19 protein-coding genes are annotated in these 18,658 nt (G+C 71.2%); 4 read left to right on the plus strand and 15 right to left on the minus strand.

Annotated features, from left to right (window positions below; genetic code table 11):
- Window positions 1-133 precede the first annotated feature (133 nt).
- From V8J36_RS11725 to yajC, 9 genes are all read right to left on the minus strand, one after another.
- Entirely contained in the window at window positions 134-721 is a 588-nt protein-coding gene (locus V8J36_RS11725; protein ID WP_336467462.1) for a DsbE family thiol:disulfide interchange protein, read from the minus strand.
- Window positions 714-869 carry a heme exporter protein CcmD gene (gene ccmD / locus V8J36_RS11730; RefSeq protein ID WP_442902477.1) on the minus strand — a complete coding sequence of 52 codons (156 nt, stop codon included), beginning with the start codon at window positions 867-869 and terminating at the stop codon, window positions 714-716. Before ccmD ends, V8J36_RS11725 begins: the two co-directional genes overlap by 8 nt.
- Window positions 869-1,597, minus strand: a complete 729-nt coding sequence (locus V8J36_RS11735; RefSeq protein ID WP_336467464.1) for a heme ABC transporter permease — start codon at window positions 1,595-1,597, stop codon at window positions 869-871. The genes ccmD and V8J36_RS11735 overlap by 1 nt, the downstream gene beginning before the upstream one ends.
- Before the next feature lie 50 nt (window positions 1,598-1,647).
- Entirely contained in the window at window positions 1,648-2,304 is a 657-nt protein-coding gene (ccmB, locus tag V8J36_RS11740; protein WP_336467465.1) for a heme exporter protein CcmB, read from the minus strand.
- A gap of 145 nt (window positions 2,305-2,449) precedes the next feature.
- On the minus strand, window positions 2,450-3,115 hold the full coding sequence (gene ccmA, locus V8J36_RS11745) for a heme ABC exporter ATP-binding protein CcmA (protein WP_336467466.1): 666 nt from the start codon (window positions 3,113-3,115) through the stop codon (window positions 2,450-2,452).
- 2 nt (window positions 3,116-3,117) lie between these two features.
- Window positions 3,118-3,474, minus strand: coding sequence for an Mth938-like domain-containing protein (locus V8J36_RS11750; RefSeq protein ID WP_336467467.1), 357 nt, complete (start codon window positions 3,472-3,474; stop codon window positions 3,118-3,120).
- A gap of 43 nt (window positions 3,475-3,517) precedes the next feature.
- Complete coding sequence (gene secF, locus V8J36_RS11755; RefSeq protein ID WP_336467468.1) at window positions 3,518-4,498, minus strand: protein translocase subunit SecF; 981 nt, start codon at window positions 4,496-4,498, stop codon at window positions 3,518-3,520.
- A 12-nt stretch (window positions 4,499-4,510) separates the two neighbouring features.
- The gene (secD, locus tag V8J36_RS11760) at window positions 4,511-6,175 is read right to left on the minus strand and encodes a protein translocase subunit SecD (RefSeq protein WP_336467469.1); all 1,665 of its coding nucleotides are present in this window, start codon (window positions 6,173-6,175) and stop codon (window positions 4,511-4,513) included.
- Window positions 6,176-6,278: 103 nt separating this feature from the next.
- Entirely contained in the window at window positions 6,279-6,620 is a 342-nt protein-coding gene (gene yajC, locus V8J36_RS11765) for a preprotein translocase subunit YajC (protein WP_336467470.1), read from the minus strand.
- Window positions 6,621-6,875: 255 nt separating this feature from the next.
- Between yajC and V8J36_RS11770 the strand changes: the two genes are divergently transcribed.
- Both V8J36_RS11770 and serS read left to right on the plus strand, forming a co-directional pair.
- The gene (locus V8J36_RS11770; protein WP_336467471.1) at window positions 6,876-7,631 is read left to right on the plus strand and encodes a trypsin-like serine peptidase; all 756 of its coding nucleotides are present in this window, start codon (window positions 6,876-6,878) and stop codon (window positions 7,629-7,631) included.
- Between the two features lie 364 nt (window positions 7,632-7,995).
- Complete coding sequence (gene serS / locus V8J36_RS11775) at window positions 7,996-9,300, plus strand: serine--tRNA ligase (RefSeq protein ID WP_336467472.1); 1,305 nt, start codon at window positions 7,996-7,998, stop codon at window positions 9,298-9,300.
- 162 nt (window positions 9,301-9,462) lie between these two features.
- Here serS and V8J36_RS11780 read toward each other — a convergent pair whose 3' ends face one another.
- Window positions 9,463-10,233, minus strand: a complete 771-nt coding sequence (locus tag V8J36_RS11780; RefSeq protein WP_336467473.1) for a siderophore-interacting protein — start codon at window positions 10,231-10,233, stop codon at window positions 9,463-9,465.
- A gap of 210 nt (window positions 10,234-10,443) precedes the next feature.
- Between V8J36_RS11780 and V8J36_RS11785 the strand changes: the two genes are divergently transcribed.
- The gene (locus V8J36_RS11785) at window positions 10,444-11,157 is read left to right on the plus strand and encodes a hypothetical protein (RefSeq protein WP_336467474.1); all 714 of its coding nucleotides are present in this window, start codon (window positions 10,444-10,446) and stop codon (window positions 11,155-11,157) included.
- Window positions 11,158-11,210: 53 nt separating this feature from the next.
- On the opposite strand, the gene der is transcribed toward V8J36_RS11785, so the two are convergent.
- From der to V8J36_RS11805, 4 genes are all read right to left on the minus strand, one after another.
- The gene (gene der, locus V8J36_RS11790; RefSeq protein ID WP_336467475.1) at window positions 11,211-12,683 is read right to left on the minus strand and encodes a ribosome biogenesis GTPase Der; all 1,473 of its coding nucleotides are present in this window, start codon (window positions 12,681-12,683) and stop codon (window positions 11,211-11,213) included.
- A 49-nt stretch (window positions 12,684-12,732) separates the two neighbouring features.
- Window positions 12,733-14,091, minus strand: a complete 1,359-nt coding sequence (locus tag V8J36_RS11795) for an outer membrane protein assembly factor BamB family protein (RefSeq protein WP_336467476.1) — start codon at window positions 14,089-14,091, stop codon at window positions 12,733-12,735.
- Window positions 14,092-14,149: 58 nt separating this feature from the next.
- The gene (locus V8J36_RS11800; protein WP_336467477.1) at window positions 14,150-14,806 is read right to left on the minus strand and encodes a hypothetical protein; all 657 of its coding nucleotides are present in this window, start codon (window positions 14,804-14,806) and stop codon (window positions 14,150-14,152) included.
- A 221-nt stretch (window positions 14,807-15,027) separates the two neighbouring features.
- On the minus strand, window positions 15,028-16,791 hold the full coding sequence (locus tag V8J36_RS11805; RefSeq protein WP_336467571.1) for an ABCB family ABC transporter ATP-binding protein/permease: 1,764 nt from the start codon (window positions 16,789-16,791) through the stop codon (window positions 15,028-15,030).
- Between the two features lie 267 nt (window positions 16,792-17,058).
- On the opposite strand from V8J36_RS11805, the gene V8J36_RS11810 reads away from it, so the two are divergent.
- Window positions 17,059-17,451, plus strand: a complete 393-nt coding sequence (locus tag V8J36_RS11810; protein WP_336467478.1) for an ArsR/SmtB family transcription factor — start codon at window positions 17,059-17,061, stop codon at window positions 17,449-17,451.
- On the opposite strand, the gene V8J36_RS11815 is transcribed toward V8J36_RS11810, so the two are convergent.
- A complete protein-coding gene (locus V8J36_RS11815) occupies window positions 17,429-18,574 on the minus strand; it encodes a LysM peptidoglycan-binding domain-containing protein (RefSeq protein WP_336467479.1) in 1,146 nt (381 codons plus the stop codon). The genes V8J36_RS11810 and V8J36_RS11815 overlap by 23 nt on opposite strands.
- Between the last annotated feature and the right edge of the window lie 84 nt (window positions 18,575-18,658).

The raw sequence follows: 18,658 nt of genomic DNA on the forward strand, positions 1-18,658 counted from the left end.
GAATTTCCCGCAAAGGTTGTAAGATTGCGCGTCCGGCCTCGCGCGCCCCTGACAATTGCGCGACTCGCTGTCCGCCGAAACGAAAACGGGCCCGCAAGGGGCCCGGTCGATTCGTCTCGATTCGGTTCAGGCGTCAGCCGCCGGCGGCGGGCGGCGGCGGCAGCTCGGGCAGCTCGAGCCCGGCCTTGGCCAGCGCCGGGCGGATCTGCTCGTCGATCACCCGGCGGGTGATGGGCCCCGCGAAGCGCAGGATCACCGTGCCCTTGCCATCGACCACGAAGGTCTCGGGCACGCCGTACAATCCCCAGTCCAGCGCCATCCGCCCCGAGGGATCGGCGCCGACCTGCTGGTAGGGGTTGCCGAGCTCTGCCAGGAAACCCGTCGCGTTGGCGAAGGCATTGGCATCGTCCTTGTAGTTGATGCCGTAGATCGGCACCCCGATCTCGGCCAAGGCCGACAGGTTCGGATGCTCGACCCGGCAGGGCGCGCACCAGCTGGCCCAGAAATTCACCAGCTTGGCCGCGCCGTCATGCAGCGTCGCGTCGGTGAAGGGCTCGCCCTGCCCCGGCAGCGGCACCAGCGCGACCTCGGGGACCGTGCGGCCCTTAAAGGCGGTCGGCAGCTGCGCGGGATCGTCGCGGTTCATGCCCCACAGGAACAGCCCCGCCAGCCCGGCGAAGATCACGGGCGGGATCACCGCCAGCACCGGGATCCTAGCCATTGCGCCCCATCCTCGCTTCCTGTGCCTCGAGCGCGCGCTTCACCCGCGCACCGCGCCAGAGCACGACCGCGACCAGCAGCACGATCAGCGCCACGCTCGCGCCATAGGCGCCCAGCACCGTGGCCGCGTATTTGCCGAGATCGGGCATCATGCCATCCGCTCGCGCGCTTCCAGCGCCTTCAGGCGGCGCAGGCGGATCTCTGTCCGGGTGCCGACCAGCACCAGCGCGAGGAACATCAGCACGAAGCCCGCGAGGCAGAACAGAAGCGGATACCAGAACACATCGGCCACATGCTCTTTCTTGTCCATCGACAGCGAGGCGCCCTGATGCAGCCCCTGGTTCCAGAAGTTCACCGCGTAGCGGCTGAGGATCGCGAAGACCGAGCCGACAAGGCAGAGGACCGAGGTGAGGTCCGCGGCGGTGTCGGGGCTTTCGACGGCGCTCCAGAGCGCAATGTAGCCGAGGTAGAACAGGAACAGGATCAAAAAGGACGTGAGCCGTGGGTCCCAGGCCCACCAGGTGCCCCACATCGGCTCGCCCCAGATCGCCCCGGTGGCCAGCGCGATCAGCGTCATCACCATGCCGACCGGCGCCGCGGCCTTGGCCGCCAGCGCCGAGACATGGTGACGCCGCACGATCCAGACCAGCGAGGCCACCAACATCATCAGCCAGGCGTTGATCGCCACCATCGCCGAGGGCACGTGGATGTAGATGATCTTGACGGTCGAGCCCTGACGATAGTCGTCGGGCGTGAAGAAGAAGCCCCAGACGAGACCGGTCACCAGCGTGACCGCAGCCAGGACCGCGACCCAGGGCAGCAAGCGCCCCGAGGTCTGCATGAACAGCTTCGGATTGGCATAGTCCCACAATGACATGCGCGTGATTACTCTCCGTCTCCCCGCTTCCTTGAACAACATGGGGGCAATCAGCGCAAGTTCACGCGCAGTGCGGCGGCTGCGGCGAAGGGCAGCAGGGCGAAGGCGCCAACGCTGATCGCGGCCAGCAGCAGCAGCGGGGTCTCGACCGCACGCCCGTCGGCGCCGCGCAGCACCAGCTCGGCCCCGAAGATCAGCGTGGGCACATAAAGCGGCAGCACGATCAGCGACAGCAGCAGCCCGCCGCGCTTCAGCCCCACGGTCAGCGCCGCTCCGAAGGCCCCGATCGCCGACAGCGCCGGCGTGCCAAGCGCCAGCGACAGCACCAGCCAGCCCCAGGCAGCGGGCGGCAGTTGCAGCAGGATGCCCAGAAGCGGCGCCGCGATCACCAGCGGCAGGCCGGTGGTCAGCCAATGCGCCACCGCCTTCAGCGCCACCGCGGCCTCGAGCGGCACCGGTGCCGTCGCCAAGAGGTCGAGCGTGCCGTCCTCGAAATCCAGCGCGAAGATCCGGTCGAGCGACAGCAGGCAGGCCAGCAGCGCGCCGACCCAGAGGATGCCGGGCGCGATCTTGGCCAGCGTGCCGCCCTCGGGGCCGACGCCGAAGGGCACCAGGACGGTGACGATCAGGAAGAAGGCAAGACCCAGCCCGAAGCCGCCGCCGGCGCGGGTCGCAAGCCTGAGGTCGCGGATCAGCAGCGCGATCATGGGCGGGCCTGCGACATCTGCTGACGCGGCAGGTGGCGGCGGATCTGCGCGGGGGGCGGCGCCGACCGGGAAATGGCCTGCCGGACGGTTTCGTGTGAGCCCGAAGGATCGCGGGCAAGGCTCTGCCCCGAGGCGCAGGCGGGGATCATCCGAAGGCCTCGTCGAAGCTGCCGCGGAACCCGCCCTGCGAGGCAGGGCGCGCGCGATGGGCCGAGATGTCGAGCACCCCGGCCTCGAGCCCGAGGTCGATATGTGTCGCCAGCAGCGCCACCCCGCCCGCGGCAAGATGCGCGCGCACCACTTCCCCGAAGAGCGCGACCGATGCGGTGTCGAGCGAAACGGTCGGCTCGTCCAGAAGCCAGATCGGCCGCCCGGTGACCAGCAGTCGCGCAAGGCCCAGCCGGCGCTTCTGGCCGGCCGACAGCGCCCCGGCGCGCCGATCCGCCAGTGCGCCCAGGTTCATCGCCGCCAGCGCCGCCTGCACCCCGCCCTGCGCCGCAGGCTGGCCGTGCACCGCGGCCCAGAAGGCGAGGTTCTCGGTCACGCTGAGCACCGCCTTGATGCCATCGGCATGGGCTGCATAGGCGATGCTTTCCGGCGGGGCCGAGACGGTGCCTGCCAGCGGTGGCTGCAGCCCGGCGATGGTGCGCAGCAGCGTGGTCTTGCCGGTGCCGTTCGGCCCACGCAGGACAAGCGCCTGCCCGGGCTCCAGCCGGAAGCTCACGCCCTCGAGCAGCGCGATCCCGCCCCGCTCGACCGCGAGATCCGCGACCTGAAGCCCGGCCTGGAACGGTGCCGCGGGACGGCTCATTGTCAGCCGGCCGGCAGAAGGGCCGCGGCCACGCGGCGGCCTTCCGAGACGAGCACGTTGTAGGTGCGCGCCGCGGCGGTCGAGCCCATCGGCTCGTAGCCCAGTTCCGCGGCCTCGAGCGCGTCGCGGAAGGGCTTCGGCAGGTAGTCCATCACCGGCCCGGTGCCGATCAGCAGCACGTCCACCTGCCCGGCCAGAGCCAGCAGCGGCGCCAGGTCGTCATAGCCGCCCCAGGGCGCGATGCCCTCGGCCCGGACCAGCGCCGGCCCCTCGACCAGCACCCCGCCCGCGCGCCAGAAGCCGGGGCCGTAGCCCTCGACCGCGACGGCGCCGTTGAAGCTCGTCTCCGAGATGCGCATGGGCTGTCCTTTCCCGGGGGGCGGGTCTGCCGCCCCCGATGTCTCAGTCGGCCTTGGTGGCGAACTGGGTGCCCGCCGGGCCTTCGTCCTTGGCCTTCGACCAGTCGCGCTTCACGCCCAGCCACAGCACCACGTTCTTGGCCACATAGACCGAGGAATAGGTGCCGATCACGATGCCGAAGGTCATCGCGAAGACGAAGCCGCGGATCACGTCGCCGCCGAAGACGATCAGCGCGATCAGCGCGATCAGCGTCGTGCCAGAGGTCATCACCGTCCGGCTCAGCGTCTCGTTCACCGACAGGTTCATCAGCTCGCGCAGCGGCGTGGTTTTGAACTTGATCAGGTTCTCGCGCAGCCGGTCGAAGACCACGACGGTGTCGTTGATCGAATAGCCGACGATGGTCAGCAGCGCCGCGATGATCGTCAGGTCGAACTTCAGCTGGAACAGCGAGAAGACGCCCACTGTGATCAGCACGTCATGGATCAGCGAGACGACCGCCCCGATCGCGAACTGCCATTCGAAGCGCAGCCAGACATAGATCCCGATCGCCACGCAGGCGGCCAGAACCGACAGGACCGCGGTCTGGATCAGCTCGCCCGAGACCTTGGGCCCGACCGATTCCACCGAAGGAAAGCTGATCGAGCCGTCGACGGTCTTCAGCGCCTGCTCGACCTTATCGATCACCGCGGGGCTGACGCTTTCGGCATCGCCCTGCGCGCCGATGCGCACCATCGCGACATGCTGGTCGGCGCGGAACGAGGGGTCGAAGACCTCGGTGATGATCACGTCGCCCTCGACCACGCCGGACACGGCCTGGCGGTAGGCGCCGACATCGACCGGCTGGCTCGACTCGGTGCGGATCGTGGTGCCGCCGAGGAAGTCGATGCCATAGTTCAGCCCCATCACTGCGACGCAGACCACCGAGGCGATGGCAAGGAAGGTCGAGACGCCGAAGGTGATCACCTGCGCCTTGAAGAAGTCGATGTTCGTCTCTTCGGGGACGAGCTTCAGACGGAATGCCATAGGCGTGTCCCCTCAGACGATGATGGATTTGGGCCGGCGGCGTTCCATGAACATCACGATCAGCAGACGCGTGACGAAGATCGCCGAGAAGACCGAGGTGGCAAGGCCGATGACCAGCGTCACCGCGAAGCCCTTGACCGGACCGGACCCGAGGAAGAACAGGATCAGGCCGGTGATGAAGGTGGTGATGTTGCCGTCCATGACCGCCGACATCGCCCGCTCGAAGCCAAGGTCGATGGAGCGGCTGGGACCGCGGCCGCGCTTCAGCTCTTCGCGGATGCGCTCGAAGATCAGCACGTTGGCATCCACCGCCATGCCCATGGTCAGCACGAGGCCGGCAATGCCCGGCAGCGTCAGCGTGGCGCCCATCATCGACATCGCGCCAAGGATCAGCGCCATGTTCACGATCAGCGCGAAGGTGGCGAAGACGCCGAACAGCCCGTAGCTGGCCACCATCATGAAGGTGACGGCGCAGAAGCCGACGATGGCGGCGACGCGGCCGGCATCGATCGAATCCTGCCCCAGTTCGGGGCCGATGGTGCGCTCTTCGAGGAAGGTCAGCTGTGCCGGCAGGGCGCCGGCGCGCAGCAGGACCGCCAGCTCGGTCGAGCTTTCCACGGTGAAGTTGCCGGTGATGATGCCCGAACCGCCGGCGATGTGGCTCTGGATCTGCGGGGCCGAGATCACCTCGTCATCCAGCACGATCGCGAAGAGCTGCCCGATGTTGGCGGCGGTGTAGTCGCCGAACTTGCGCGCGCCCGAGGGGTTGAAGGTGAAGCTCACCGCCGGGCGGCCGTTCTGGTCGAACGAGGGCTGCGCGTTGGTCAGCTCTTCCCCGGTGACGACCGGAACCTGCTCGAGGACGTAGTAGACGCCCTTCTCGTTCGCGGCGGGGGCCAGCATGTTGCCGGCGCCGGGGGCCTCGTTGGCATTGTTGGTGCGGCGGATCACCGGCTGGAAGTTCAGCTGCGCGGTGGTGCCGATCAGGTTCTTCAGCTCTTCGGCCGAGCCGATGCCCGGCACCTGGATCAGGATGCGGTCGTCGCCCTCGCGCTGGATCGTCGGCTCGCGGGTGCCGACCTCGTCGATCCGGCGGCGCACGATCTCCAGCGACTGCTGCATGGTGCGGTCGTCGGTCGCGGTGCGCTCGGCGTCCGAAAGCTTGACGGTGACGGTGTCGCCGGTGCCGGCGACCTCGAGGTCGTTCTGCCCCATCCCGGTCATCGACACCACGGGCGTGGCCATGCCGCGCACGATCTCGACGGCGCGGGCCAGGCCCTCGGGCTGCGAGATCTGCACCTTCAGCTCGTCCGGCGCCGAGGGCGCACGGCGCACGGTGCCGACCTCGGCGCGGGCGTCGCGCAGCCGGTCGCGGACCTCGGGCCAAAGCCCGTTCATCCGGTCTTCGTAGACCTCGGACAGATGCACTTCCGCCAGAAGATGCGCGCCCCCGCGCAGGTCGAGGCCAAGGTTGACCAGACCCGAGGGCATCCAGTCCGGCCAGGCGGCGCGGGCGGCCTCGGTCTCGGGCGTCTCGACCCCGGATTTCGTCACGGAGGCGATGGCGTCGTTATGCCCCTCCACCCGTGCGTAAAAGGCGTTCGGCAGCGCGGTCAGGAAACCGGCGGCGACCACCAGCCAGATCAGGACGCGCTTCCACAGGGCAATCTGAAGCATCTTCGGGCTCGGTCTCGGGCCACCGGGCGGGCCGGCGGCAGGCGGGAGGGGGCCGCGCGGGCGCGGCAGCGACGCGGCGGGGGCAGCCCCCCGCCGGCGGCGCTCACTTTGCGGGCTGGGCCGGCTCGGTCTTCGACAGGACCTGCGCGATCGAGCCCTTGACGACGCGCACCTTCACGCCGTCGGCGATCTCGACCTCGACTTCCGAGCCGTCGTCCTTGACCTTGACGACCTTGCCGATCACGCCGCCCTGGGTGACGACCAGGTCGCCCCGGCGCAGCGCGTCCACCATGTTGCGGTGTTCCTTGGCCTTTTTCTGCTGCGGGCGGATCAGCAGGAAATACATGATCGCGAAGATCAGGATCAGCGGCACGAACTGCGCGAAGGCGGAGGCGCCGCCCGCGGCGCCACCGGCGGCCTGGGCAAAGGCGGGAGTTGCGAACATGTGTCGTCCTTCTTTCGGGTATCCCTCGGGCTCCGGCGCCCTTGCAAAAGGCCCGGAAAGTCGGCGCGGACCCTATCCGGGGGTCCGCCGGTTGGCAAGCATCGGCGGCCCGCCGCCGGTGCCCGCGGGCGGGCGGTCACGCAATGTTCAAGCCTGCCGCGCGGCCCGGCACGGGGCGCGGGCCTTGCCGTGCGGGCGCCGGCCGCCCTACGATGCCCCCAAGCGCGCCGGACCCCTGTCCCGATCGGAGGAGCGATGACGCCACGCAACCGCCTCGTTCTCGCCGCCGCGCTGGCGGGGCTGACCGCTGCGGGCCTGCCGGGGCCCGGCCATGCCGCCGGCGGCCAGCGCCCGCTCTCGGAACCCGAGGCCCGGCCCTTCGCCGCCATCGGCCGCATCGCCTATGTCGATGCGCCGGCGCCTGGCGCCGCGATCTGCTCGGGCGTGCTGGTGGCGCCCGATCTGGTGCTGACGGCGCTGCACTGCGTGATCCCGGGTCGCGGCACGCCGCAGCCGGACACGATCCGTTTCGCCATCGGCTGGCGCGATGGCAGCGCGGCCGCGCTGTTCCGCGGCGCCGAGGTCATCGCCCCGCTGCAACGCTGGAACGAGGTGACCGACCTCGCGCTGCTCCGCCTTGCCGCACCGGTGCCGGCCACGCTCGCCGCACCGCTGCCGCTGGGGCCGCAGGCACGGCCGGGCGACATGCTCAGCCTCGTCGGCTGGCGCCGCGACGCGCCCGAGGCCCCGGTGCGCGACGACCTCTGCCGGGTCGAGACGGTGGTGCCGCAGATGACGGGCCTCGGCTGCGAGGTGGTCTCGGGCAATTCGGGCGCGCCGATGATGACGCAGGAGGCCGCGGGCTGGACGGTGCGCGAGATCACCGTGGCCACGACCCGCAGCCCCGAGGGCCGGCCGAAGGCGCTGGCTTCGGACCCGCCCGCCGACCTGCGCGCGGTGATCGCCACCGCCCTGTCGCTGCCGCCCGCCGCCAACCTCGCGCGCGACTGAACAGGGCGCGGCGCCCGCAACGCGGAAGTGCCGCCGCCCGCGACCGCCCCGCCCCGCAAGCCCCGTCCGCCCCACGGCGACCCGCGCCGCTTCGCCATGCGCCGCGTCGCCTGCCTGCCGCCGCGCGCTGTCGCGCCGCGGGAACAGGCCCTTGCCGCCGCGCCCGTCCGAGGCGCCCCGACGCAGACCAGCGAACCCATCCAGCGTCCCGCTTCGCGCCCCGGTCCGGCGCCACTCCGGCAATATCCGAACCGCCGACGCCGTGGCACGCACCATCAAGGGCTTCCCCCCCGCCCCGCTCTCGGGCATATCTCGCCGCGGCGGCCAGCCCGGCCGCCCGAGGACCCGAACCCGGAGCGACCCCATGCACGACATCCGCGCCATCCGCGAAAACCCTGCCGCCTTCGACCAGGCGCTCGGCCGCCGGAGTCTGCCGTCGATGTCGTCGCAGGTGCTGGCCCTCGACGAGGCGCGCCGCGCAAAGATCCTCGCCGCCGAAACCGCGCAGGCCGAGCAGAACAAGGCCTCCAAGGAAGTCGGCGCCGCCAAGGGCCGCGGCGACGAGGCCGAATTCGAACGCCTGCGCGCGCTGGTCGCCGAGAAGAAGGCCGAGATCGCGCGGCTGAACGACGAGGCCAAGGCCGATGACGCCGCGCTGCGCGACCTCTTGATGACGATCCCGAACCTGCCCGCGGCCGATGTGCCAGAGGGCGCGGACGAGGCCGGCAATGTCGAGATCCGCCGCTGGGGCACCCCGCGCAGCTTCGACTTCCCGCCGGTCGAGCATTACCAGCTCACCGCCGTCGCCGCCGCCGCCGACCGCGGCCTCGATTTCGAGGCCGCCGCCAAGCTCTCGGGCGCGCGCTTCATGGTGCTGAAGGGCGCGACCGCCCGCCTTCACCGCGCGCTCGCGCAGCTGATGCTCGACACCCATGTCGACACCCACGGCCTGACCGAGACCTGGACCCCGGTGCTCGTCCGCCCCGAGATGATGTACGGCACCGGGCAACTCCCGAAATTCGGCGAGGACAGCTACGAGACCACCAACGGCTGGTGGCTGGTGCCCACGGCCGAGGTGACGCTGACCAACCTCGTCAACGACGAGACCGTGGCCGAAGCGACCCTGCCCCGCCGCCATGTCGCCTATACCCAGTGCTTCCGTTCGGAAGCGGGCTCCGCCGGCCGCGACACCGCCGGCATGCTGCGCCAGCACCAGTTCGAGAAGGTCGAGATGGTCTCGATCGTCAAGGCCGGGGACAGCCCCGCCGAACACGAGCGGATGACGGCCTGCGCCGAGGCGATCCTGCAGAAGCTCGAGCTGCCCTATCGCACCATCGTCCTTTGCACCGGGGACATGGGCTTCGGCGCGATCAAGACCCACGATCTCGAGGTCTGGCTGCCCGGCCAGAACACCTTCCGCGAGATCTCGTCGGTCTCGAACTGCGGCGATTTCCAGGCCCGGCGGATGAACGCGCGCTTCAAGCCCGCCGATGGTGGCAAGCCCGAGTTCCTGCACACGCTGAACGGCTCGGGCCTCGCCGTGGGCCGCACCCTGATCGCGGTGCTCGAGAACGGCCAGCAGGCCGACGGTTCGGTCACGCTGCCGGCGGCACTGCACCCCTACCTCGGCGGCAAGACCACGCTCACCGCCGAGGGCACGCTCGCCTGACGGAAAAGACCGGGGGAGAGGCCTCTCCCCCGGCCCCCCCTGCTTTCGCATTGGTCCAAATATCCCGGGGGTGGGGGGGGAGCGCCCCCCCCCCCGGCCCCCCCTGCTTTCGCATTGGTCCAAATATCCCGGGGGGGAGGGGGCAGCGCCCCCTCCCTTCCCTCACATGTCCTTGTCCGAGGCGTCGGCCTCGCCCGCGACCCAGTAGCCCGCGGCCTTGATCCATGCGCGCGCCACGCCGCGGGCGATCAGCGCCTCTTTCACCGCCCGCGCCACGCCTGCCTCGGCCGCGACCCAGACGAAGGTCCGTGGCCCGATCGCCAGCCCGTCCAGCGCCGCCAGCACTGGCGCGGGATCCGCGGCATCGGCGCGATGGATCCAGCGCGCCGCGTGCCGCGCCTGCGTCCCGAAGGCCTGCTCGTCCGCCGCCCCCGGCACGGCCACAAGGCTCACGACCGGCACGCCCGCCGCCATCTCCTCGATCCGCCGCCCGATCGCCGGCAGCGCCGTCTCGTCGCCGATCAGCACCCAGTCCGCGATCGGCCCGGCGATGACCTGCGAGCCGCGCGGGCCGCCGATCTCGACCGCATCGCCGACCTGCGCCGCCAGCGCCCAGACCGTCGCCGGCCCGGCCTCGTGGATCGCGAAATCCAGCACCAGCACGCCGCGCGCGGTGTCGAAGCGCCGCGGGGTGTAGTCGCGCATCGCCGTGCCGCCCTGCCCGTCCGGGACGATCAGCTTCACGTGGTCCTCGGGCGAGAGCGACGGGAAATCCGCCATGTCGGGCCCCTCGCAGGTCAGCCGCAGCATCGCCGGGCTCAGCCGCTCGATCCCGGACACCCGCAGGTGCCGGCGCTTCAGCTCGTGCCGGTGGCGTTCGATCAGCGGGCGGGGCGCGGCGTCGGGGGCTGCAGTCTCTGTCATCTCGGTCATGGTCCATCCAATGTCGGGGACTGAGCGCGGGGCCGGACGCGGGCCCTGCCGGGCGGCAGGTCGAGGCTGGCGATCCGGATGTCCGGCTCATGCCCTATGATTTTACTCGGACAATACGCAGGGACCAAGCCGATCCGTCGCGCACCGCCGCACAGATCCCCCTGCCGAAACCGATTGGACGACACGCCCAAGCGGCGCATATCCTGCGGCATGACCCGCAATAAATCCCGCGCCCTCTGGCTCTTCGCCCTGACCATCGCCCTCGCGCTCTCGCCGCTGATCGCGCCTTCGGTGCGCGGCTACGATCCGCGCGACTTCGCCTATTCGATCGCGGATCCGCTGATCCAGCCGGCGGGCTACACCTTCTCGATCTGGCTGCCGCTCTTCGCCGCGCTGATCTGGCACGGCTGGACCGGCTTCGCCACACGGGCCGTGGCCGCGGACTGGGACCGCATCCGCCCGCCGATGATCGTGGCGGTGCTGATCGCCGCGCTCTGGCTGAACGTCGCGGCGCTGCTGCCGCTGCTGGCCACCGCGATGATCCTCGGCATGGCCGGCTCAGCGGTGGCGGCGCTTCTGCGCATCGGTGTCACCGCGGAGCGCGCGCTGCGCTGGCCGGTGGCGGCCTTTGCCGGCTGGTCCACCGCCGCGGCCGGCGTGGCGGTCGGCGTGGTCGCGGGCGGCATGGGCCTGATCTCTCAGTTCCTCGCCGCGCTGACGATCCTTCTCGTCTTGCTGATCGTGGGCGCCGCCGTGGCGCTCAAGGCGCGCTCGCCGCTCTATGCCGGCGTGCTGGTCTGGGCGCTGCTCGGGATCTTCGTCGGCAATCTCGGCGATGCCCCGGCGGTGCGCTACGGCGCGCTCCTCGGCGCGCTGATCATGACGCTGGTCGCCGCCAAGGCCTGGCGCGACGCCCGGGCATAGGCGCCCGAGCGCAGGGGGCTCGGGGGACATGCATGTCCCCCGACCCTGTTGTTTCACTTCTTCTTCGTCTTCCCGGCGTCGACATGCTTTTTCAGCCGCGACGGGGTGGACCACTTGCGGTCCTTGAACGGGTTCTTGTCGCCCTGCGAGCGCATAATCAGCCGGATCGGCGTCCCCGGCATGTCGAAGTCGTTGCGCAGCCCGTTGACCAGATAGCGCGAATAGCTTTCCGGCAGGTCGTCGGGGCGCGAGCACATGACCACGAACTGCGGCGGCCGGGTCTTCACCTGCGTCATGTAGCGCAGGCGGATCCGGCGCCCGCCGGGGGCCGGCGGCGGGTGGCTTTCGACCATCGCCCCCAGCCACTGGTTCAGCTTCGCGGTCGAGACGCGGCGGTTCCAGACGTCATGCGCCTTCAGAATCGCGTTGTGCAGCCGGTCGAGCCCCTTGCCGGTCTTGGCCGACACGGTGACCAGCGGCGCGCCCTTCAGCTGCGGCAGCAGCCGCTCGAAGCTTTCGCGCAGCAGGTTCAGCTTCTGCGGCTTGTCCTCTTCCAGATCCCACTTGTTCGCGGCCACGACCACGGCGCGGCCCTCGGTCTCGGCGAAATCGGCGATGCGCAGGTCCTGCTGCTCGAAGGGGATCTCGACGTCCAGCAGCACCACGACGACTTCCGCGAAGCGCACCGCGCGCAGACCGTCGGCGACCGACAGCTTTTCCAGCTTCTCCTGCACGCGGGCCTTCTTGCGCATGCCGGCGGTGTCGAAGATCCGCATCGGCACGCCCATGAACTCGGTCGAGACCGAGATCGCGTCGCGGGTGATCCCGGCCTCGGGGCCGGTCAGCAACCGGTCCTCGCCGAGGATCTTGTTGATCAGCGTCGATTTCCCGGCATTCGGCCGGCCGATCACCGCGATCTGCAGGGGCTTCTGCTTCGTGGGCCGGTGATCCTCGGTCCCCTCGGTGTTGTCGTCGTCTTCGCCCACCTCGACATCGGTCTCGGGCGCGTCCTTGTAGCTTTCGGCGTCGAATTTCTCGGCCAGCGGCTTCAGCAGGTAATAGAGGTCGTCCATCCCCTCGCCATGCTCGGCCGAGATCCGCACCGGCTCGCCCAGACCCAGCGAGAAGGCCTCGAGGGCGCCGGCATCGCCGGCCTTGCCCTCGGACTTGTTCACGCCAAGGATCACATGCGCGTTCTTGCGGCGCAGGATGTCGGCGAAGACCTCGTCGGTGGGCGTGACGCCCACGCGGCCGTCGATCACGAACAGGCAGATGTCGGCCTGCTCGACCGCGCGTTCGGTCAGGCGGCGCATCCGGCCCTGCAGGCTGTCGTCGGTGACCTCTTCGAGGCCCGCGGTGTCGATGACGGTGAAGCGCAGGTCGAACAGCTTCGCCGCCCCTTCCCGCAGGTCGCGCGTCACCCCCGGCTGGTCATCGACCAGCGCGAGCTTCTTGCCCACCAGCCGGTTGAACAGCGTGGACTTGCCGACATTGGGTCGGCCGACGATGGCAAGCGTGAAGCTCATGGCGGGCGGCTCCGGGATCAGGAAGCCGCCCCCTTACACCGCTTTACGGTCAGCGGAAAGCCAGAAGCTGTCCGTTCTTCGACACGACATAGGCGGTGTTCCCGGCGACGGCGATCCCGGTCGAGGCCCCGCCCGGGATCGCGACCGAGGCGGTCATGGTGCCCGAGGCCGGATCGAAGGCCCGCAGGTAGCCATCGGACGAGGCGACGAAGAGCCGCCCGCCGGCCAGCACCGGCCCGTGGTTCTCGACCACGTCGCGGCGGTTCTTGGCGCGGCGGGTGTGGACGTCATAGGGCAGATCGACCGCCCAGAGCACCTCGCCCGACGCGGCATTGACCCGCACCAGCCGCCCGGCATCGGTGACCGAGAAGACCGAGCCGCCGGCGACGGCGACCGGGGCCGAGGCGCCCTCGGCGATCGACCAGGCCGGCTGGCCCGAGGCGAGCGCGGTCGCGCCCAGCTGGCCCGCGGTGGTGCCGGAATAGACCGTGCCGCCCGAGATCACCGGGTCGCCGGCAACGTCGCTGACATCGGCATAGGCCATGCCCAGCCGCTTGCCGGCCAGCGAGCGCACCCAGCGCCGCGCGCCGGTGTTGGTGTCGGCCGCGACCAGAAGCCCGCCGGTGAAGGGGAAGACCACGGTGTCGCCCGAGACCGCGGGGGCCGAAACGCCGGTGACGCCGGCCCGCGCCGGGGCGCCGCGCAGCGTCCACAGTTCCCGGCCATCGGCCGCGCGCACCGCGATGCCGGTGCCGTCGCGGGTGGCGACGAACACGGTGCCGCCCGACACGGTCGGCGCGCCGCCGATCCCGGTGTCGACCTTCTGGCGCCAGACAACGCCACCGCTGGCGGCGTCGAGCGCGACCAGCTCGCCATAGCTCGTCGTCACGAAGACCTTGCCGCCGGCATAGGCCAGCCCGCCGCCGGTGCCGGTCGAGCGTTCGCCCGCGGGCTTGGCCGAGCTGCGCCAGGCGACCTGCCCCGCCGGGGTGACCGCGGTGACCTGCGCCTCGCTGTCGATGGCGAAGACCAGCCCGCCGCCGACCACCGGATCGCCGACCAGCCGGTGCCGCTGCGCCGAGGCGGCGCCGATGCCGGCGGACCAGATCAGCTGCGGCTCGGGGCGCAGGCTCGGGTGGCCGGGCGCGTGGTCGGGGGCGCCGGCACGCGCCGGCCAGTCGGCGTTGGTGCCCATCGGCGGCAGCGCGATCGGAACCGCGCGCGCGCCGCTGGCGACCGGGCCGCCCGTGGTCACGCCCGCGGCGGCGCGGGTGTCGATGCGCTCGCCCGGCAGCCGCGGCTCCTTGGCGCAGCCCGCCAGCACCAGAACCAGCGCGAGGCTTCCCGCGCCCAGAACCTTTGCTCGCCCGCCGCGTGCGGCCGGCCGCTTCGCCCCGTGTTCGCTCACTGCCCGTCCTCTCATCCTGTCCGCCCGGCTCATCCTCGGATCCCGGGTCTTGCGGTTCTCAGCTGGCCGCCGGATCCGCGCCCAGCGCCACCATCAACTGTGTCGCCCGGCGGCGCAAGCCCGGGGTCACCCCGTCCTCGGCCAGCACTGCGCGCAAAGCCGCCACCGCGCCGTCGGTATCGCCCGCGGCGGCAAGATCCAGCGCCTGCTGCTCCTGCGCCAGCAGCCGGTAGGGCGCGCCGGGCCGCGTCAGCCGCTCGAGCGCGGCACCGCGGTCGGCCGCGGACATTTCCGGTCCGGCCAGCAGCACCCGCTTCAGCAGTGCCAGATGGCCCAGCGTCTCGGGCAGGGTGCCGTCGCTCGCCACCGCGTCGTAATCGGCCAGCGCCTTGGCGGTGTCACCGGCATCGGCGGCACTCGCTGCCTCGAGCAGGCGCTTGAGCGCCAGCCGCTCGGGGCTGCCCTCGGGCAGGCCCGCCAGCGCCTCGGTGCGCGCGGCCAGGCTCTCGGCCTGCATCGCGGCCATCACCGCATCGCCGAAAGCGCGCGCCTCGGCCTCGGCCGCCGACCGGCGCCACTCCCAGAAGGCCGCGCCGCCGACGATCAGCACCACCCCGACGATGCCGACCCAGCCCCAGCGCTTGAGAAGGGCGAAAAGCCGGTCGCGGCGAACCTCGTCGGTCACCTCGTCGATGAAGCTGTCATTGTTGCTCATTCCGGCCTCCGAAAACCCGGCCTCCTCTTACACGCGGGCGGGGCGGCTTGCCAAGGCCGGGTCCGGCCGTGATCGGGGCAAAAGGCGGTGAGGGAGCGCTGCCCCCTCGCGGGCCCTGCCCGCTCACCCCCAGGGATATTTGTGCCAGCAAGAAATGGCTTTCTCATTGGTCCAAATATCCCCGCCGGAGGCGCAGCGCGCCGCTCGCGGCGACGCCGGGATCAGGCCGCCTCGTCGATCTCGGCCGACTGGCGCGCCCACATCGCGGCATAGCGCCCGCCCTCGGCCAGAAGCGCCTCGTGGGTGCCCTCCTCGACGATGCGCCCGGCCTCCAGCACCACGATCCGGTCGGCATTCGCCACGGTCGAAAGCCGGTGCGCGATGGTGATCACCGTGCGCCCCTGCCCCATCGCCTCGAGCTCGGCCTGGATGTCGGCCTCGGTCTGGGTGTCGAGCGCCGAGGTCGCCTCGTCCAGCAGCAGGATCGGCGGGTTCTTCAGCAGGGTGCGCGCGATGCCCACCCGCTGCTTCTCGCCCCCCGACAGCTTCAGCCCGCGCTCGCCGACCCTGGTGTCGTAGCCCTCGGGCAGCGCGAGGATGAAATCGTGGATCTTGGCGGCCCGCGCCGCCGCCTCGACATCCGCGCGCGTCGCATTCGCGCGGCCATAGGCGATGTTGTAATAGATCGTGTCGTTGAACAGCACCGTGTCCTGCGGCACCACCCCGATCGCGGCATGCAAGGATTCCTGTGTGACCTCGCGCAGGTCCTGCCCGTCGATGGCGATCGCGCCGCCGGTCACGTCGTAGAAGCGGAACAGAAGCCGCCCGATCGTGGATTTGCCAGAGCCCGACGGCCCGACGATCGCCACCGTCTGACCGGCCCCGACCTCGAGATCGATCCCCTTCAGGATCGGCCGCGACGGGTCATAGCCGAAGCGCACGTCGCTCAGCCGGATCGCCCCGCCCGAGACCTGCAGCGCGGGCGCGCCCGGGCGGTCGGTGACCTCGGCCGGGTGGCGCAGCAGGTCGAACATCTCGCCCATGTCGACCAGCGCCTGCCGGATCTCGCGGTAGACCGTGCCGAGGAAGCCCAGAGGCATGGTGATCTGGATCATGTAGGCGTTGACCATCACGAAATCGCCCACGGTCAGCGTGCCGGCCTGCACCCCGCGCGCCGCCATCGCCATGACGATGACAAGGCCCGTGGTGATGATCAGCGCCTGACCGGCATTCAGCAGCGCAAGGCTCTGCCCGGTCTTCACCGCGGCCTTTTCATAGCCCGCCATCGCCGCGTCATAGCGCGCGGTCTCGCGCCCCTCGGCCGCGAAATACTTCACCGTCTCGTAGTTCAGCAGGCTGTCGATCGCCTTCTGGTTCGCGTCGGTGTCCTGCTCGTTCATCTGCCGGCGCAGCTTCACCCGCCACTCGGTGACCTTGAAGGTGAAGGTGACGTACAGCGCGATGGTCACGACCACGACCAGCGCATACCAGACCGAGAAGGCCAGCGCGAAGATGATCGAGACCAGCGCCAGCTCCAGCGCCAGCGGCCCGATCGAGAACAGCATGAAGCGCAGCAGGAAATCGACGCCCTTCACCCCGCGCTCGATGATCCGGCTCAGCGCGCCGGTCTTGCGGGTGATGTGATAGCGCAGGGACAGCGCGTGGATGTGCTGGAAGGTTTCCAGCGCCAGCGCCCGCAGCGCCCGCTGCCCGACCCGCACGAAGATCGCGTCGCGCAGCTCGCCAAAGGCAACCGATCCCAGCCGCGCGAGGCCATAGGCCACCACCAGCCCGATCGCCCCCAGCGCGAGCAGCGCCCCGTCGTCGCGCTGTTCGCCCGCCAGCCCGTCGACCGCCGCCTTGTAGATGAAGGGCACGCAGACCGAGACCACCTTGGCCGCGACCAGCGCCATCATCGCCAGCACCACGCGCTTCTTCACCCAAGGCGCGCTGTCCGGCCAGAGATAGGGCGCGACCCGGCGCATCGTCGCAAGGCCGCTCGACTTCGCGGGGGCGGCGGCCGCCGGCGCGGTACCCGCCACCTCGGCCTCTTCGCGCGCCCGGCGTTCCTCGGCCCGCGTCTTCGGTGGCTCCGCCCCGCGCGGGGCGTCGCTGCCTGCCATATGCCGCATTCCTCAGCCTTTCCGACCACCGCCCGCCCGCCGTCCCGGTCGGGACGGCACCGTCCGTTGATCCGGCGGCGGGGATCGCTTACATCGAGATCAGTTCAAGGCTTCTTGAGTAGTTGAATGATGGAGCAGCGTAAAGTGCTCGACGCGCTGTCGGCGCTGGCGAGCGAGACCCGGCTGGACCTGGTCAGGATGCTGGTGCCCGCCGGCAAGGACGGCCGCAGCGCGGGCGATCTCGCACGCGCGCTCGGCGTTTCGGCCTCGCGGCTGTCGTTCCATCTGGCGGCGCTGGAACAGGCGGGGCTCGTCACCTCGCGCCGCGAATCGCGCAACGTCTTCTATGCCGCCGACCATGGCGGGATCGGGCGCACCTTCGGCTGGCTGATCGCCGACTGCTGCTGCGGCCACCCCGAGGTGCGCGCCTGCTGCGGCTGGGACGGCGCCGCGGAAGACGTCGCCCAGGACGCTGCCCAAGAGGTTGGCCCGCCAAAGCTCACGGTTTCGCCGGGATCGTGAAGACCTGCCCCGGGTAGATCAGGTCAGGGTTGCGGATCTGGTCGCGGTTGGCCTCGAAGAGCCGGACATATTCGACCCCGTCGCCATAATTGCGCTGGGCGATCTTCCACAGCGAATAGCCGGGCTGCACCGTGATCTGCACCAGTCCGCCGGTGACCGGCGCGGTCTCTGCCGGCGCGGCGGGATTTGCAGGGGTGCCGGCCATGGCCTGCACCGGGGCCTGCGTCGCGGCGGGCGCCGCCGGGGCCTCGCCCGTCGCGGGCGCAGGGCCCGCTGCGGGGGCCGTGCTTGCGGCCGCGGGCGGCGGGGCCGCGGGTTCGGCCGGGGCCTGCGCGGCGCGGGCCGCGGCGGCCAGGACCTCGGGCGCCTCGCGCTGGAACGGCGTCTCGGCGCGCGAGACGACCTTGCCCGCCGCGTCGATCTGGTCCACCCGCAGGCTGTAGAGCCCCGGCGCGAGGTCGAAGATCCGCGTCTGCCAGCGCCGGTCCGGCCCCAGCGCCACCGTCGCGGCCAGCGCATTGTCGAGATAGAGGCGCACCGCGCCCCCCTCGCCCGGACCCGCGCGGCCGGTGAGGCTGACGGCACCATCGGCATCGTAGCCCAGCGCGTCGATCACCACCTGCGCGCTGTCCGGTCCCGCCAGCACCGCCACGCCCTCCGCGCCGGTGCCCAGCACCGCCGGGGCGGCCGGCGCCTCGGCTGCGGCCGTTGCAGTCGCGGGGGCCAAAGGCGGGGCCGCAGCCGAATCTGCTGTGACTGCGGCCGAGGCGGCCTCGGCGCTCGTCGCCGGGGCGGTCGCCACCGGGCCCGGAGCGGCCGCGGCCAGCGCCTGCGCCGGCGCAGCGGCCCCGGGCGCCTCGGCGGCCTGCCGCGGGGCAAGGATCACCGGCGCCTGCGAGCGGATCTCCGCACCGGCCGCATCGGTCGCGGCCAGCGCCAGCTCGCGCGGCCGACCATCAAGCGGCACATCGCCCAGAACCGCGAAATCGCCACGGGCATTGGCGGTGGCGCTGCCGATCTCCTGCCCGTCGGCCAGAAGCCGCACCCTTGCCCCCGGCGCCGCGCGGCCCGCAACCTGCACGCCGCCCTGCGCATCGGCACGCACCGTGTCGAAGCTCGGCACCACCGCCGCCGCGGCCGCTGCCGGCTGCGGCGGGGCCGGCGCTGCGGCGGGCTGCGGCGCGGGCGATCCCGCCGCGGCAGGCTC

The organism is Frigidibacter sp. MR17.14 (genome assembly GCF_037095735.1).
In the GTDB taxonomy this organism is placed as follows: Bacteria; Pseudomonadota; Alphaproteobacteria; order Rhodobacterales; family Rhodobacteraceae; genus Frigidibacter.